This window comes from Empedobacter sp. R132-2 (assembly GCF_030324375.1).
Taxonomy (GTDB): domain Bacteria; phylum Bacteroidota; class Bacteroidia; order Flavobacteriales; family Weeksellaceae; genus Empedobacter; species Empedobacter falsenii_B.
Genome location: NZ_JACAGG010000007.1, coordinates 79,945 through 96,417 on the forward strand (window position 1 = coordinate 79,945; position 16,473 = coordinate 96,417).

Here is a 16,473-nt window from a genome sequence, read left to right on the forward strand (position 1 = left end):
TTTTAAATATTTTTTAAATACTTATTAAACAAATAATATGCGTATAATCCAGAAATTAAGAAAGTTATTAACATACCTAAAGCTGCTCCTTCTATTCCATAAAAAGGAATTAATAGCGCATCAAAAATAACTAAACAAACAATTGAGAGGATTGATACTCTTACATTCCAATCTGATCTTCCTATTGTACTATTCAAGTTAATGTATAATACTCTAAACAACATTGCTAAAACAACTGCTATTGTTGCAATAAAAAAAACTGTACCACCAGTTAAATAACTTTTATTGAAAAATAACTCGATTATAAAATCTCTAAGAAAATAACTTCCTAAAAGAATACTAATTCCTATAGGAATGAATAGCTTATAATAATTTTTTATATAAAATTTCAGAAAATCCTTGTTCTGACTATTTTTAATAATTCGAGGAAAATCGGTTTGAAATAATATAGTCGGAATAAATAATAAATTCATAGGCAAAAGAATCGCAACTTTATACAAAGCAATATCTTTATCTGTCATAAAAATCGCAATCATTCCAATATCAATCGAAAACAATAACTCTGAAGCGAAATAAGCCAAAGATTCCATTCTTCCATATTTCCACATCATTTTCCAATTCATTTCACTTAAACCACTTATTGATTGTTGTAAAATTGTTTTAGAATAGAAAAATAAACTAATAAAAGGTGTAATCGCCAGCGAAATCATATAACCAATTGCTCCAAAGTTGATGGTTAAGAAAAATGTAAAAATCAGTCCCAAACAGTTAATCAATATATTTAATGAAGCAAACTTTTTATTAAAACCATTTATACGATAATCAATTGTAAGATGTGATTGGAAAAATAAGCCCAAAAGACGAACAGAAAACAAGAGAATAATCCACAATAAATGATCAAATTTTATGGCATAAAAATTAGCAATTACAATAAAAAGACTACATAAAATAAGCTGATTAATAACACCATTTCTAAATAATTTTCGACTTAGGTCTTTACGTGTTTGTTCATTTTCTTCACCAGCACCAAATTTCATCAAAACCTGTAATGAACCTAATCCATTCCATGGCGTAACAAACCCAATGATAGATGCGATAAGTGTTATACGACCAAATTCATCTTGAGGAATCATTTTTACAATGAAAATGGTATTAATCAACATCACTAATTTTTCTACCACAAAAGATAAAAAAACGTAAAAACCATTGTTTTGTAAAAAGGATTGTATGAATTTGATTAAATCTTTCATTCTAAAACTTTCGTGTAGACATCATCAAATTGTTGAGCAATTTCTTCCTTAGAAAAATTATTCAAAACATAATTATTTAATTCCTTTGGTGTTGCAAATTCATAACCTTCTATCACCTCAACCATTGCTTTATAAAGTGCTGATTCATCATTTTTATTCACAATAAATCCAAAATTATTTGGCATAAATTCTTTAATTCCACCAACATCACTTGCGATAACAGGAATTCCCGAAGCAAAAGCTTCTATTTGTACACAAGGTTGATTTTCATAATTACTAAAAAGTACAAAACAATTCACATTTTTCATCTTTTGATTCACTTCAAAATGTTGTAATCGCCCAAAAGATTTTACAAAAGCAGACAAATTATTTTCTTCAACAAAATTATTAATCAAAGTTAAATCTCCATTTCCTCCAATCTGAAATTCAAAATTATAACCATTATCAACTAACTTTTTAACAACATTCAACATTCCTAAAATATTTTTATGTTCATTTTCTAAATGCGAAAGATGTAAAAAAGTTATTCTTTTTATTTTACAATCTTCTTTTACCGAAAACAATTCTACATCCACAACATTTGGAATAATTTTTACAATTGTTATAGGATAAATTTTAAGTATTTTCTGTGCTAAATCATTTGAAACAGGCGTTAAAACATCTACCTTTCTAAGTATTTTTTTAATTAAAAACTTCTTGTAAAATGGAAATGAAATAAAACGTTCTGGAGAAAATCCTGTCCAATGCTCTGTTAAAACTATTGGTTTTTTGTATTTATTTTTCAAAAACAAAGCAACTAAACCAGCTGGATAAACAACATTGAGATGAATTATATCAAAATTATTAACCAAAGAAACTCCTTTCAGAAAAGCTATAAATTGTTTGATTAAATTAAACGGACGAAAAAAAGATGGTTTAAAATAAACAATTATTTCCCTTACATTTTGGTTGATAGAATCATCTATTTCAAAATTAGATTTTAAATTTTCATCTTTTACTGCATGAACAAGCGTCACATTATTTAAAGTAGAGATAGAACGTAAATGGCGCTGAATAAAATCTCCATTATCTAAAAAAATTCTACTCGGATACCAAGATGCTAAAGCTAAAATATTTTTTCTCGAATTATTCACCTAACTTTTTATAACGTTTCAGTTCTTTCATTACAAAGTAAAGTTGAACCAAATAGCCCATTCCTGCAAAGAAAGAATATAGAGATAACGTCAAAAGTATGTTTTTATTTAGTCCGCCAATCACACAAGTAATCAATGTGACGAAAACCAAATAAATATTGAAGTATAGTGCGTAATGATTTTTCTTGATAACCACAACTATTTGCTGAATAGGATTCATTGCAGAACGACACAAAATCCAAAATGAAAGTATCCACGTCATAATATGCAGACCTCGCCATTCTGGTCCAAGCATCCACTCGAGAATAAAAATTCCGATACAATTCATCAACAAAAGAAAAACAGCAATTGCTCCAACATTGTACAGCACCACTTTTTTCGATAAATCATATAATTGATGTGAACGATGATCAATCATTGCAGCAGATTTCTGAAAGAAAACTTTAGACATCGAATTGGAAAGCAACGTCAAAGGAACAACCAAAACTTTAGCTGAATTTCCCACAAAAGCTACATCTTCTTTCAAGAAATAAATCGCGATCATAATTGGCAATAAATTGTTAGCAATTGCATTCAACGATTCTGAGGGTAATGTATATTTTATGATTTCTTTGTTCTTAGAAATTGTTCGTTTAGCCAACCCAAAGTCAATGGAAGAAAATCGTCCTTTTGTAATTGAAAAATAATATGCACAAGACAAAATAGTTCCGAAAATTGTTCCATAAATCAATCCTGTTTCTTTGTAGCCTATCCAATAAAAAATGAACTGAAAAAAAACCGAAAACAACGCATTAATCACAAATCCAGTCGAAATACTTTTGAATAATTTATACTTTGTAAACAACGTATTTTGTACATTGTTCCAAGCTGTAAATACCCCTGCAACACAACTTAAGAAAACAATAAATAAGGAGGTTTTGAATGTGAAAATTTTTTCTAAAATAGCATAACCCAAAAAGAATAAAATCGTTACAATACTACTCACTAATAATAAGGTTGTAAACAAATTTCTAATCGCTTTCGATGATTTCGAAATCACGAAAATATTCTCTAAACGAAATGTTGTCAAAATAGAAAGAATGGCCACAAAACTCAAAAAAGCATTGTAAGTTCCCGATGCTTCTGGACCATAAATTCGAGCCAAAATAATTCCGCCAATAAACATAATCACTTGCGCAATTGTGTTACCTGCCAACAAAGACAAAACACCTTTGGCATTCTTCGTTTTAAATTTTTCTAACTTCGCTTTCAATTGATATTTTCTTCATCAGCAAATCTACATAAAATCCTTAGCTTTGCATTTATGAACACAATAAAACACGTTTTTTTCGATCTTGATAACACACTTTGGGATTTCAGAAAAAATGCAAAATTCGCGCTAGATGAGCTTTACAAAAAGTATGATGTAGAAAATAGATATGGTTTTACATTCGAGGAATTTCATCCATTTTATCACGATAGCAACGAAGGTCTTTGGGCTTTGATTCGTGACAAAAAAATTACAAAAGAAGAATTACGTGCTCGTCGTTTCAAAGAAGCTTTTGATAATCTTGGGATTGATAATGATGCTCTAGCAAAGATTTTTGAAGATGAATACATGGAAACGATTACCAATTACAATGAAGTGGTGGATGGAGCAATGGAATTGTTGGATTATTTGAAACCAAAATATCAATTACACATTATCACAAATGGATTTATCGAAGTTTCGAAACGTAAAATTGAAACATCAGAATTAAATGGTTTTTTTGATACGGTGACTTATGCAGACGAAATCAAAATCTTGAAACCTGATCCTCGTATTTTTTCTTTGGCAATGGAAAAATCTGGTGCTAAAAAAGATGAATCAATTTACATTGGTGACGATTGGATTGCGGATGCTGTTGGCGCAAAAGCTTTCGGAATGTCAGCGATTTTCTTTGATCGATTAGATGATAATTTTTCGATGGATGATGTTCCTACAATTACACATTTAGATGAAGTAAGAAATTATTTATAAACTTAAGGTTCAGAAATTCTGAACCTTTTTTTATGTCAGAAAAAAATCTATTTTTGATAAAAATTACTCAATACTTATGAATTTAAACAACCTAAAATTTCCGCTTGATATAAAGTTTCATATTGCAACTTTTTCCAATGATTTTTCTGTAACAGATGCTAATAATCAACCTGTGTTTTATGTACGCGAAAAAATTCTTTCGTGGCGAGATGTGATTAAAATCTACCGTGATTCATCGAAAAAAGAAGAACTTTTTCAACTTCGTTCGAATAAAATCATCGATTTTCAACAAACTTTTACCATTACAGATGCGAACGGAAATGTTGTTGGTAAAGCAAAACGAAAAACTTTCAAATCCTTTTGGAAAGCGACTTTTCATATTTACGACGCAAATGATAATCATTTATTTACAATCAACGAACGTAGTGGTTTTACGCGTATGATGGACGGAATGGTTGGAGAAATTCCCGTTGTAGGATTTTTCTCAGGTTATATTTTCAATCCAAAATATGTTTTAACTGATTTACAAGGAAGAGAAATGATGGAAGTATCAAAAGAACCTTCATTCTTTGGACGAAAATTTAAATTAAATCAATATCAATCATCCGAAAATGATACACTTTTTGTTTTGAGTTTTATGATGATGCTCATAAGCGATAGAGATCGAGGATAATTTTATTTAAAAAAATATTTGCAGATTCAAAAATAGTCTTTATATTTGCAGTCCAAAATAAGAACAATAGTTTCTTATCCGGAATGGCCGAGTGGCGCAACTGAATAGCGCACTTGATTACGGCTCAAGAGGTTACAGGTTTGAATCCTGTCTCGGTCACAAAAGCAAAAGCTCATCAAAATTTGATGAGCTTTTTATTTTAATACACTTCTGTTTCTTGCGGAATTTCTTCTACTTTTTGAGATTTTTTTGTCATAAAAAATATACAATTCCCAAACCACGTAAACCAAAAAATATAAAATCCGAAATGGAAAGTCTTTTTCAATAAACGATGTGAGGTTTCAGTAAAATCGTAATAGCAATAAATTAATCCAATAATTCCCATAAAAAGGAAAATGAGAGGCAATAACAAACGTTTAAAACGTTTCGTTGTTTTCTCATTCCAAATGGATAATACGATAAAAATAACAGCTTGTATAGCGAATAATAACAAGGCTGTTTTCCACCACGATTTCAGGATCGTATATTCGTTGTAAATAATTGTGATTCCTATTTTACCGATGAATGACATTTTCGAAATCATTATTCCAGAAAGTAAAGAGGAAAATGCCAATATGAGAAGATGTATAATTTTGTTTTTCATTTTCATTCTAATTAAAATATAAGAAAGCAACACCAAATATTAATCCAATTAGAATTAACAAACCTACTACTGCATTATAAAATTTATGCCAACCTGATTCATTTTGAGAAAATTCCTCAAAATTTAACTTTGGATTAAATAGTTTTAAAATAATATATCGAACTCGTATTCCAAAAATTTCTATTATAAGTTCACTAATCGCAATAAAAATTATTTCAAGAATAATCTGCATATAAATAATTTACAATCTAATATAAAACAAAAAAGCCTTGCAAATGCAAGGCTTTAAATATTTTGATGAATAATTCTCTTATAAATTAATTGAGAAATCCATTAATTTTTTGAATTCTTTCAAACGTTCAGCTAAACCATCACGTGTTAAATCTCCTAATGATTCAGTACCGAATTTTTCACATGTTACAGATGCTAATGCAGATCCGTAAACAATTGCACGTTTCATGTTATCGAAAGAAAAATCGTTTGTTTTTGCTAAGTATCCGGAGAAACCTCCTGCAAATGTATCTCCTGCTCCTGTTGGATCGAAAACATCTTCTAATGGTAAAGCTGGTGCAAAGAAAACTTGTTCTTCTTGGAATAATAAAGCTCCATGTTCACCTTTTTTGATGATAACTGTTTTTGGTCCGAATGTCATGATTTTTTTAGCAGCTTTCACTAAACTATATTCACCTGACATTTGACGCGCTTCTTCGTCATTAATAGAAATTACATCAACATCTTTGATCACATCCATCAACTCATTCCAAGCACAATCCATCCAAAAGTTCATTGTATCTAAAACAACCAAACCTGGACGATTATCTAATTGTGTCAACACTCCTTTTTGTACCAATGGATGTAAGTTTCCTAACATCAAAACGTCTGGAGATTTGCGATCTTGAGGAACAATTGGATTAAACGTTTCTAAAACATTCAATTCTGTTGCTAACGTATCACGTGTGTTCAAATCATTATGGTATTTACCTTCCCAAAAGAATGTTTTTCCTTCTTTTACGATTTCCATTCCATCTAAATTAATTCCTTTTGAAATTAATAAATCGATGTATTCTTGTGGAAAATCTCCACCAACAACTGAAACGATTGCAGTATCCACGCCCAATAAAGAAGACGCCATACCGATATATGTAGCGGCACCACCTAAGATTTTATCTGTTTTCCCGAAAGGAGATTCTAATTTATCAAAGGCAACTGTACCAACTGTTAATAAACTCATTTTATATTCTTGATTAAATAGTTTGCAAATATATTGAATAGATTTGAATTAAGACATATTAAGACAATGCGTTAGCCAAATCAGCAAAAGCAACTTCGGTTTGTTCTCCCGAAATCATATCTTTTACTGTCGCTTTTTGCTCAGCAATTTCTTTTTCACCCAAAAGAATTACTTTCTTAATTCTTTTTTTATCAGCATATCCCATTTGCTTTTTCATTTTTGCATCATCAGGATAAACCTCTGTATTAATTCCACTTTGACGTAATTGTTTTACCAATTTCATTGCCTCAGCAGCTTCTTTCGTTCCGAAATTAATGAACAATGCTTGGATATTTGTTGAATCTTCTAAAGCTGGGAATAAATTATTTTCTTCTAAAACTAAATATGTACGATCTAATCCAAAAGAAATTCCTACTCCAGAAATATCTTTCAATCCAAAAATTCCTGTCAAATCATCGTAACGACCACCTCCACCAATAGATGAAGAGAATTCTCCGATTTTCGCTTTCACTTCGAAAATAGCTCCAGTATAATAATCTAAACCACGTGCTAATGTCAAGTTCAAAACTAATTCAGCCGATTGTAAACCAATAGTTGTTGTATTTTCAAAAACAAATTCTAATTCTTCAATTCCTTTTAATCCAGTTTCCGAAGATTTTAAAATTTCTTTTAATTGTGCAAATTGAGTTTTATAATCACCGTTCATTGAGAATAAAGGTGATAAAATTTCGATGGCAGAATCAGAAATTCCTTTTCCACGCATTTCTTCTTTTACCGCTTCTTCACCAATTTTATCCAACTTATCTAAAGCCACTGTAAAATCAATCAATTGAGCCGAAATATCTGCTACTTCTGCTAAACCTGATAAAATTTTACGATTGTTGATATGAATTTCAACTGGCGTTTTTAATTCTGTAAAAACTGAATCATATAATTGTACAAAATCAACTTCTTGTAACAACGAATCCGAACCTACAACATCCGCATCACATTGAAAAAACTCACGAAAACGACCTTTTTGAGGACGATCGGCACGCCAAACTGGTTGAATTTGGTAACGCTTAAATGGGAAAGTAATTTCATTCTGATGTTGCACAACGTAACGCGCAAAAGGTACAGTTAAGTCGTAACGCAACGCTTTTTCTGAAATTTGCGAAATTACTTTTTGACTATTTTTATCTGTCAACAATTGCTCATCAACTTTTGCTAAATAATCTCCAGAATTCAAAATCTTGAAAATTAATCGATCTCCTTCTTCTCCGTATTTACCTGTTAAAGTTGATAAATTTTCGAATGATGGAGTTTCGATTGGAGAAAATCCGAACAAAACGAATTGTTTTTTAATCGTGTTGATAATATATTGACGACGATTCACTTCTAAAGGTGAGAAATCTCTTGTCCCTTTTGGAATCGATGGTTTTTGAATTGCCATTTTTCTAAATCTTACTTATAAAGATGCAAAAATACATCATTTTGATTTTTAACTCGACATTTTGTTTCAAAATCATTGTTTTAGGATTGAAAATCATTATAAAAAATCATAAATCAAACTTCGTCAATCGTAAATCTTAATTAATATCGTAATTTTGCTTTTATGTATTTAAAAGAACTTAAAGCGCGACAATTCAAGAATTTTGATGAAAATAATTTCGAATTTTCACCAAAAATTAATGCATTTGTAGGACAAAATGGAAAAGGCAAAACCAATATTTTGGATGCTATTCACTATTTGGCTTTAAGTAAATCGTATCTGAATCATTCGGATGCGATGAATATTCAGTTTGATTGTGATTTTTTTACATTAGAAGGAACTTTTGATCGAAATGAATCTGATGATGTTATTTTTTGCTTGGTTCGTTCTGGTCAGCCCAAACAATTAAAGCGAAATTCGAAATCGTATGATCGTATTTCTGATCATATTGGTCAATATCCTTTAGTGATGATTTCACCTTATGACAGTGATTTAATCAAAGAAGGAAGTGAAGTTCGACGCAAATTTTTGGATAATATTATTTCGCAATCGAATAAGCAATATTTAGCTGATTTGATGCGATACAACAAGGTTTTAGTTCAACGAAATGCCTTGCTAAAATACTTTGCTGCAAATAATACATTTGATTCAACTTCTTTGGAAATTTATGATGAAGAATTGATTCATTTAGGAAAGAAAATACATGAAGTTCGAAAAGAATTTATTCAAACTTTTTTGGAAGCTTTCCTAAAATATTACAATGAAATTTCAGAAGGTCGAGAAAAAGTGAACATCGAATATGTTTCGCAATTAAATGATGCACCTTTTGAAACGGTTCTGAAAAAAGCTTTGTACAAAGATCGTTCGACGCAATATTCGACAGCCGGAATACATAAAGATGATTTATTGTTTACGATTACCAATTATCCAATCAAGAAATTTGGTTCGCAAGGTCAACAAAAATCGTATTTGATTGCATTGAAATTAGCCCAATTAGAAGTTATCAAATCTTCATTAAACATCACTCCTTTATTATTATTGGACGATATTTTTGATAAATTGGACGAACATCGTGTGACACAATTGATAAAATTAGTAAACGAAGAACGTTTTGGACAAATTTTTATCACTGATACGCATCCTGAAAGAACGGAGCAAATCATCAAACAAATTAATTCTGAAAGTAAAGTTTTCCGATTATGAAAAAGTATGAAAAAAGAAGTAATCAGCAAACGCTTGGTCAAGCTTTGGAGCATTTCATTAAACAAAATGGAAAGGAAGAATTGATTTGGGAAGTGAAAGCAGAAGAGGCTTGGCAAACGGTGATGGGAAAGTTTTTCGAGAAATATACTGATCGAGTTGAAGTAAGACAACGAGTTTTATATGTTAAAATTAATTCTCCTGCAATGAGACAAGAATTATTGATGGGAAAGTCAAAAATTCTAGCCAATATAAATGAAGAAATTAAAAAGGATTTCTTAATTGACGTAAAAATATTTTAAATGCCTTACATCGAACATTCTACTTACCCTACACCTAATTTCATCAATCGAAATGCGCATCTTTCTACCATTATTCCAGCGAAATTCAAGAAATATCCTGTTCCAAATTACACAAGAGAAAAAATGGAAACCGATGATGGTGATTTTCTGAATTTGGATTGGCGATTTCAAAATAATAAAGACAAATTAATCATTCTTTTTCACGGATTAGAAGGCGATTCGAAACGAACTTACCTCAATTCGTGTTCGGATTTTTTTTACAACAAAGGATTTAATATTTTGGCATGGAACCACAGAAGCTGCGGCGGTGAAATGAACGAAACTTGCCGTTTGTATCATCATGGATCGATAGATGATGTACACAGAGTTGTAGAAAAAGCGTTGAAAGAAAATTATCAAGAAATTTATTTGATTGGTTATTCGATGGGTGGTGCTTTGGTTTTGAATTATCTTGGAAGTTATAAAGTTTCGAACAAGATAAAATGTGGTGTTGTATTTTCTGCACCTATTTCTCTAAAATCTTGCGCCGATACATTGAAAAAATTTCCAAATACTGTTTATTTTAAAAACTTTAAAAAAACACTTGTTCCAAAATTTAAAATAAAAGCTAAACAATTTCCAGGAGTTCTGAATGAAAAAATGATTGATAAAATCAAAACTTTTGATGAAGTAGACGAATATTTTACAGCAGCTTTACATGGTTATTCATCTAAAGAAGATTATTACCACAAAGCTTCTCCTGCAACTGTTTTGGACAATATCAAAACACCGTGTTTGATTGTTAACGCTGCTAATGATCCTTTTTTAGGGAAAGATTGTTATCCAATTGAACGTTTCAAAAAGCATCAATTTTGTTCGTTCGAAATGCCTGAATATGGCGGACATTGTGGTTTTCCTTTAAAGAATAATATACACTCTTGGGCAGAAATTAGAGCTTGGGAGTTTATTGAAAAAACTTGTATAATTATTAAGTAATTTTTATATTATTTAGCTCAAATACATATTGTTATTGGCTATTTTTTTATATATTTAAATATGAAAAAAATATATTTAACAATAAGTTTATTGACATTTATGACTACAAATGGTCAAGTCTTACATGAAAAAAATACAGCATATAAATTAGTTAACGGCCAAATCATCAAAAATGATTTATCCCGTAGTTATAGTGGTTCCTTATATTTGGTAGAAGATTTTAGAAATGCAAAAATCATTACCAACAATAATAATTATGATGCTCAGCTAAGATATAATGCTTATTTAGATGAAATGGAAATTAAAGAAAATGATCAGAATTATTTTTTAAATAAAAATAATGAGTTATTAATAAATTTTTATAATACCAATGATAATTACCAATTATTGAATTATACATTTAAAGAGCAAAACATAAATGGCTATTTAAAAATACTTCTTAATAATAAATATTCATTATTAAAGCGAGAAAAAATAGAACTAATTGATGCTAATACAAATACAGGTGCTTTCAAAACAGAAAATTATAATGAGTATGAAAAAAAATATAGTAAAGTAAAAGATCAATACTTTATTAAAGAAGCTGATAATATTTATTCTTTTCCTAATAAAATAAATAAACTTAAAGAGATTTTTAAAAATATTCCAGACTTAGATAAATTTATAAAAAAGAATAACTTTAATTTAAATTTAGAAAAAGATATGATTACAATTTTAATCTACATTAATAACAATAGCTTATAAAAAAAACAGGTCAGAATTAAATTCTGCCTGTTTTTTTTATAAGCTATTGTGGATATCCGTCAGTTTGTTTAATATTTGGATTCCTATTAATAGTTGTAATTGCAATTGGCAATTGCCATCTATAATCACCTGCTTTAAGAATTAGTTCTGCTGGAGGATTTCCTGATCCATCAGCATAGAATCCATTTCCTGAGCGCTTAACTCCTTCTTTATAAATAGCTGGTATACCATTAACATTTTGAAGTCGTTTTAATGTAATAAAACGATCTCCTGTTTCAAATGCTAACTCCTTTCTTCTCTCAAGAATAATTGCGTCAAAAATAGCAGAACCTGTTTCACCTCCTGCATAAGTAGAATATCTAACATTTCTTAATTTATTTAATGTTGCCAAAGCTCCAGATTGATTATTTGATAAATACTGAGCTTCCGCTAAATCTAAAATAACTTCTTCAACTCTAAGATAACGACCATTATTTACACCTAGTTGTGGTCCTCCTTGCAAATATTTGTATACAGCAATTGTTGGTTTACCATTAGCATTTGCAGGTTCAAATATTTTAAAATATGCATTTTTTCTTTCAGGTTCTGTTATAGAATTATACATATCATAAAACCTTTTATCAACTGAATATTCCATATTTATATTACTATTAGTTGACCCTTGGCTATAATTTCCTCCTATCGCATTATCATTACTCAATACGAATGGTATTTCAAATAATACTCCATTACTATTCTTATTAGTCCATAAACCTGCTAAATCAGAAGCTTTTGCTGGATTAACAGCCGCAACTACTGGTGTATAATTTTCAATAGCTTTTGCATAATTACCTAAATACAAATATGTTCTACCTAATAAAGCTTGGGCTGTGTTTTTACTAATTCTTGTAGTACCTACAGAATTAGTTAAATAAGGAATAGCATTATTGAAATCTTCTATAATTTTATCATATACAACTTTCATAGACTCCTCTCTTGAAGGCATTTCAAATGGATCGTAACTTGTAATATAAGGAATCCCTTGAGAAGTCAAAGCATTTGAACTTTGTGTAGGAATTTTTCCGTAAAATCTAGCTAACTCCAAATGAGTTAAAGCTCTTACAGCTAATGCTTCACCTTTAATTTGATTTTTAAAAGCTCCATCTTGTAAATTATTTAAATTTGACAAGATTAAATTTGCTCTAGCAATAATATTATAGCCAGAATTATATAAACTTGTTGGTGTTACTGTTCCATCATAACCCCAAGAAGAACTTGTTCTATTAGAACCACGACCATTATAATTGAACAATAAATCATCCGCTAATAAATCTCCTACGATATTTATATCTGAAGAAGTTCCTCCAGCCCCATAAAAGCCTGCCTGTTTAAATCCTTGATAAGTTCCTAAAATAGCTCTTGTAAAATCAGCTTCTGTTTTATAAAAATTCGTTTGTTCAGTTCCAGTTGGAGATCCTTGTGTTATGTCATCACTATTACAACTATTAAATGTAAATATCAATGATAACATAACTATACCTATACTAAATTTTCTCATTATCTAGTTTATTTAAAAATTAATATTAAACCCTAAAGAATATGACGTAATATTAGGGTACGAAAACAATGAAAATGAATTTGATACATAACCTTTATCAGCTAATGTTATAGTTTCACTTCCTCCCGTTCCAACAATTGGATTTCCATGGAATTTAGTCCATAATGCTAAGTTTTGAACTTGTGCAAAAATTCTCAATCCTTTAACTCCAGTATCTTTAATTAAGTCATTAAAAGAATATCCTAAAGATAAACTTCTAAAGTTAATGTAATCAGACTTTTCTAAAAATTGTGTAGAATACTCAGTACCTCGTAATGTTGGTCGTTGAAATTCTGTAATATCTCCAGGGTTTTTCCAATAATCTGCTGCTTGTGTAGCTTTATTATTTGTACTTGTAGGAGAAGTTAAAATTTGATATGTATTGTTATAAGTATAACCACCTGAACTATAAACAAAATCAGCATTTAAATCAAAACCATAATATCTAAGGTTAAGACCAAAACCTCCTGTTAAAGTTGGAAAAGGGGTCTTACCAGTTGCTACTGCATCATCTCCATTATATACCTCAGTAATGTTTCCATCTTTGTCATAATATTGTGCATTACCATTATCTCTATTGATACCAGCAAATCTTACCATATAAAATTGATAAGGTTTACCTCCTTTGACATGCATCATATCTTCTACTGATCCAGTCACAAGTAATTCATCTTGTCCATTAAGATCATTAATTTTATAATTCAATTTTGTTAATGTTCCATAAACACTTAATCCAAAATTCTTCTTATTGATGATATCATAGTTTAACTCTGCTTCAATTCCGTTAGTAACTAATTCTCCTGCATTAATTGTAGAAGTAAAAGATCCCATTTCTCTTGATAAATCTTGAGTAAATAAGAAATCTGAACGCTTGTCTTGAAAATACGATACAGAACCAGTTAAAGATCTATTAAATAATGTAAAATCTAACCCTACATTTAACTTCTTGTTAATTTCCCAAGTTGTTTCGGGGTTTGCAACATTTAATGATGGAGCTGCAATACCTAATCCATTATAAGTTCCTGTCATAGACATCAACGTCAAGTTTGCATATCTATCTAATCCAGAGTCATCTCCAACTTCACCATATGACGCTTTTAGCATTAAACTATTAAAAACTTTACTTCCTTTCAAGAATTCTTCTCTAGCAATATCCCAACCTAGAGATGCACCCCAGAATGTTCCATATCTATTGTTAATACCTGCTAATGAAGTACCATCTCTACGAATATATGCGTCTACATAGTATTTTCTATCATAATCATAAGAAAGTGACCCTAAGTAACCAAATCTTGTAACATCCCATCTTGAAGTATTAGTTGATTGCAATTTAGTTGCTGCCAAACTCTGCACAGACTGATAATCGTTTGGAAAGCCTTGACCACTTATACTATAACCATAATTTCCTTGACTAATATATTCTGACGCTATACCAAATCTAAAATTGTGTTTATCCCAAGATTTAATATATGTTAACTCATTTCTCCAGTTATATTCTAATCTATCAAATCCAGAATCAGTTTTAGAACCTCCATTACCTAATAAACCAGCTAATACAGATGAAGGTCTTAAAAATGTCTCGTACTGATTTCTATTATACGTAGCACCAAAAGTTGTTCTTGCATATAAATTTTCAAATAATTCATATTCAAAAAAACCTGACCCATATAGTTTGAAATTTCTCGTTCCAGATATTGTATTTTCCATTTCATCTAAAACAGCATATCCCATTGTATTAACATTTCCGTTATATGTAGGTTTACCATTTGCGTTCATAACTACATTCCCATTTGCATCCAATACATATTTAGTAGCAAAAGGTCTGTTTTGTAATAAACTCCAAAACGGACTTTGTCCATTATTTCTATCCCTTGGAGAATCTAATGTTTGGTAAGCTCCATTAATATTAAGTCCATACTTAGCTCTATCAGAAAGCTTAGATGATATATTTAAGGAAGCTGTAATACGTTCTAAACCGTTATAAAACTGAATAGCTCCTGAATTTTTATCGTATCCTAAACTAAAAGATTGAGAGTTGTTACCTTCATTTGAAGCAATATTAAAATAATGAGATTGTGTTAATCCATTTTTTAAAATATCATCTTTCCATTCATGATCAAACTTCTCTAATTCAGCTATTTGTTTATCAGTACGAGCTACTCCTAATCCTAACAATGCTCCAGTTAAAGGATTTTTTAATTTACTCAAATCATTTTGATAATTTAATAGTTGTGTAGAGTTCATTGATTTCATATCATTTTGACTCATCAACTGATTAAAACCTATTCTAGAAGTATAAGATATAGAAGTAGCGTTCTTTTTAGCTCCTTTAGTTTTTACAATAACTACACCATTAGCACCTCTAGCTCCATAAACAGCAAGTTGGGAAGCATCTTTTAAGACTCTAACATCTTCAATATCCATTGGATTAATAGCTTGTAAATCCGCTGCAGACATGTAAGTCCCATCAATAACATATAGAGGTGACTTTACTCCTCCATTTAACCCCATAGCTCCGCGAATAGTAACGTTCGCTGTACTACCTGGAGCTCCATTTGCTGCTTGGGAAATCAACCCAGAAACTCTACCACTTAGCATTTGATCAACAGAAAGCGAAGGATTTAAATTTTCTAAACTTTTTCCTGAAACAATAGTTTGACCAGTTCTTGCAGGAGCTTCGAAAACACTTGTGACAACAACTTCTTGTAATGACACATCATCACTGTAATACAACTTACCTAAATTTGTTGAAGTTACTTTAAACTCTTTTCCATTGATAACTAAGATATCACCTACCTTAGCATCAATGTTGAAATTTCCGTTCTCATCTGTATACGTAACTTTATCAGTACCTTTTACAGTAACTTCTACGTCAGACTCTGGGAAATTGTTCGCATCGTTAACTACACCTGTTACTTGGGCAAAAGCCATAGTTCCTAATCCTAGGAAAGCTAATAGACCCAAAGATGTTAATCTTCTCCTCATAGTTTTAATATTTTATAACATTTTAAACAAAACTCTAACTTTTTTTTAAGAATTCCAAAAAGTCATCTATTTTTTTTTATCAACATCATAAAAAAATAGCTTTACATTATTACATTCAGTACTAAAATATATTATTAACACTTGTAAAATCTATAACTTTGATAGAATAATTACAAATATTACTTAACCCGTTGTGCATTTTAAATAATTTGGATTTTTAGATTATTAATATTTCGATTAAAGTATGTTTTATTAATGTACTGAACCACAGTAAGTGCAGTAATTTTAGCT

At 30.0% G+C, this 16,473-nt stretch carries 15 protein-coding genes and 1 tRNA gene; 7 read left to right on the plus strand and 9 right to left on the minus strand.

Annotated features, from left to right (window positions below):
- Window positions 1-2: 2 nt before the first annotated feature.
- Genes HXZ69_RS05765 through HXZ69_RS05775 form a run of 3 tightly spaced genes read right to left on the minus strand, consistent with a single transcriptional unit; the run spans window position 3 to window position 3,635 of the window.
- Window positions 3-1,250: an MATE family efflux transporter gene (locus HXZ69_RS05765; RefSeq protein WP_280049013.1), complete on the minus strand. Its 1,248-nt coding sequence runs from the start codon at window positions 1,248-1,250 to the stop codon at window positions 3-5.
- Entirely contained in the window at window positions 1,247-2,383 is a 1,137-nt protein-coding gene (locus HXZ69_RS05770) for a glycosyltransferase family 4 protein (protein WP_286495336.1), read from the minus strand. Before HXZ69_RS05770 ends, HXZ69_RS05765 begins: the two co-directional genes overlap by 4 nt.
- The gene (locus HXZ69_RS05775; protein ID WP_280049012.1) at window positions 2,376-3,635 is read right to left on the minus strand and encodes a lipopolysaccharide biosynthesis protein; all 1,260 of its coding nucleotides are present in this window, start codon (window positions 3,633-3,635) and stop codon (window positions 2,376-2,378) included. Before HXZ69_RS05775 ends, HXZ69_RS05770 begins: the two co-directional genes overlap by 8 nt.
- Window positions 3,636-3,686: 51 nt before the next feature.
- Here HXZ69_RS05775 and HXZ69_RS05780 point away from each other — a divergent pair, with 51 nt between their 5' ends.
- From HXZ69_RS05780 to HXZ69_RS05790, 3 genes are all read left to right on the plus strand, one after another.
- Complete coding sequence (locus HXZ69_RS05780; protein ID WP_286495339.1) at window positions 3,687-4,382, plus strand: YjjG family noncanonical pyrimidine nucleotidase; 696 nt, start codon at window positions 3,687-3,689, stop codon at window positions 4,380-4,382.
- A 76-nt stretch (window positions 4,383-4,458) separates the two neighbouring features.
- A complete protein-coding gene (locus HXZ69_RS05785; RefSeq protein WP_180905346.1) occupies window positions 4,459-5,055 on the plus strand; it encodes an LURP-one-related family protein in 597 nt (198 codons plus the stop codon).
- Window positions 5,056-5,140: 85 nt separating this feature from the next.
- Window positions 5,141-5,214: transfer RNA gene (locus HXZ69_RS05790), tRNA-Arg, on the plus strand.
- A 40-nt stretch (window positions 5,215-5,254) separates the two neighbouring features.
- Here HXZ69_RS05790 and HXZ69_RS05795 read toward each other — a convergent pair.
- The 4 genes from HXZ69_RS05795 to hisS all read right to left on the minus strand — a co-directional run bounded on the left by HXZ69_RS05795 (window position 5,255) and on the right by hisS (window position 8,361).
- Complete coding sequence (locus HXZ69_RS05795; RefSeq protein ID WP_257468033.1) at window positions 5,255-5,698, minus strand: hypothetical protein; 444 nt, start codon at window positions 5,696-5,698, stop codon at window positions 5,255-5,257.
- 7 nt (window positions 5,699-5,705) lie between these two features.
- On the minus strand, window positions 5,706-5,930 hold the full coding sequence (locus HXZ69_RS05800; RefSeq protein ID WP_219033884.1) for a hypothetical protein: 225 nt from the start codon (window positions 5,928-5,930) through the stop codon (window positions 5,706-5,708).
- A gap of 78 nt (window positions 5,931-6,008) precedes the next feature.
- On the minus strand, window positions 6,009-6,929 hold the full coding sequence (locus HXZ69_RS05805) for a PfkB family carbohydrate kinase (RefSeq protein ID WP_180905348.1): 921 nt from the start codon (window positions 6,927-6,929) through the stop codon (window positions 6,009-6,011).
- Between the two features lie 58 nt (window positions 6,930-6,987).
- Window positions 6,988-8,361, minus strand: a complete 1,374-nt coding sequence (hisS, locus tag HXZ69_RS05810; protein WP_286495341.1) for a histidine--tRNA ligase — start codon at window positions 8,359-8,361, stop codon at window positions 6,988-6,990.
- A gap of 162 nt (window positions 8,362-8,523) precedes the next feature.
- On the opposite strand from hisS, the gene recF reads away from it, so the two are divergent.
- Genes recF through HXZ69_RS05830 form a run of 4 tightly spaced genes read left to right on the plus strand, consistent with a single transcriptional unit; the run spans window position 8,524 to window position 11,621 of the window.
- The gene (recF, locus tag HXZ69_RS05815) at window positions 8,524-9,603 is read left to right on the plus strand and encodes a DNA replication/repair protein RecF (RefSeq protein ID WP_286495342.1); all 1,080 of its coding nucleotides are present in this window, start codon (window positions 8,524-8,526) and stop codon (window positions 9,601-9,603) included.
- Entirely contained in the window at window positions 9,600-9,902 is a 303-nt protein-coding gene (locus tag HXZ69_RS05820; protein ID WP_286495343.1) for a DciA family protein, read from the plus strand. Before recF ends, HXZ69_RS05820 begins: the two co-directional genes overlap by 4 nt.
- The gene (locus HXZ69_RS05825; protein ID WP_286495344.1) at window positions 9,903-10,877 is read left to right on the plus strand and encodes a YheT family hydrolase; all 975 of its coding nucleotides are present in this window, start codon (window positions 9,903-9,905) and stop codon (window positions 10,875-10,877) included.
- 60 nt (window positions 10,878-10,937) lie between these two features.
- Entirely contained in the window at window positions 10,938-11,621 is a 684-nt protein-coding gene (locus tag HXZ69_RS05830) for a hypothetical protein (RefSeq protein ID WP_286495345.1), read from the plus strand.
- A 43-nt stretch (window positions 11,622-11,664) separates the two neighbouring features.
- Here the strand turns inward: HXZ69_RS05830 and HXZ69_RS05835 are convergent, their stop codons facing one another.
- Window positions 11,665-13,158, minus strand: coding sequence for a RagB/SusD family nutrient uptake outer membrane protein (locus HXZ69_RS05835; protein WP_286495346.1), 1,494 nt, complete (start codon window positions 13,156-13,158; stop codon window positions 11,665-11,667).
- A 12-nt stretch (window positions 13,159-13,170) separates the two neighbouring features.
- Window positions 13,171-16,182 carry a SusC/RagA family TonB-linked outer membrane protein gene (locus HXZ69_RS05840; protein WP_286495347.1) on the minus strand — a complete coding sequence of 1,004 codons (3,012 nt, stop codon included), beginning with the start codon at window positions 16,180-16,182 and terminating at the stop codon, window positions 13,171-13,173.
- Between the last annotated feature and the right edge of the window lie 291 nt (window positions 16,183-16,473).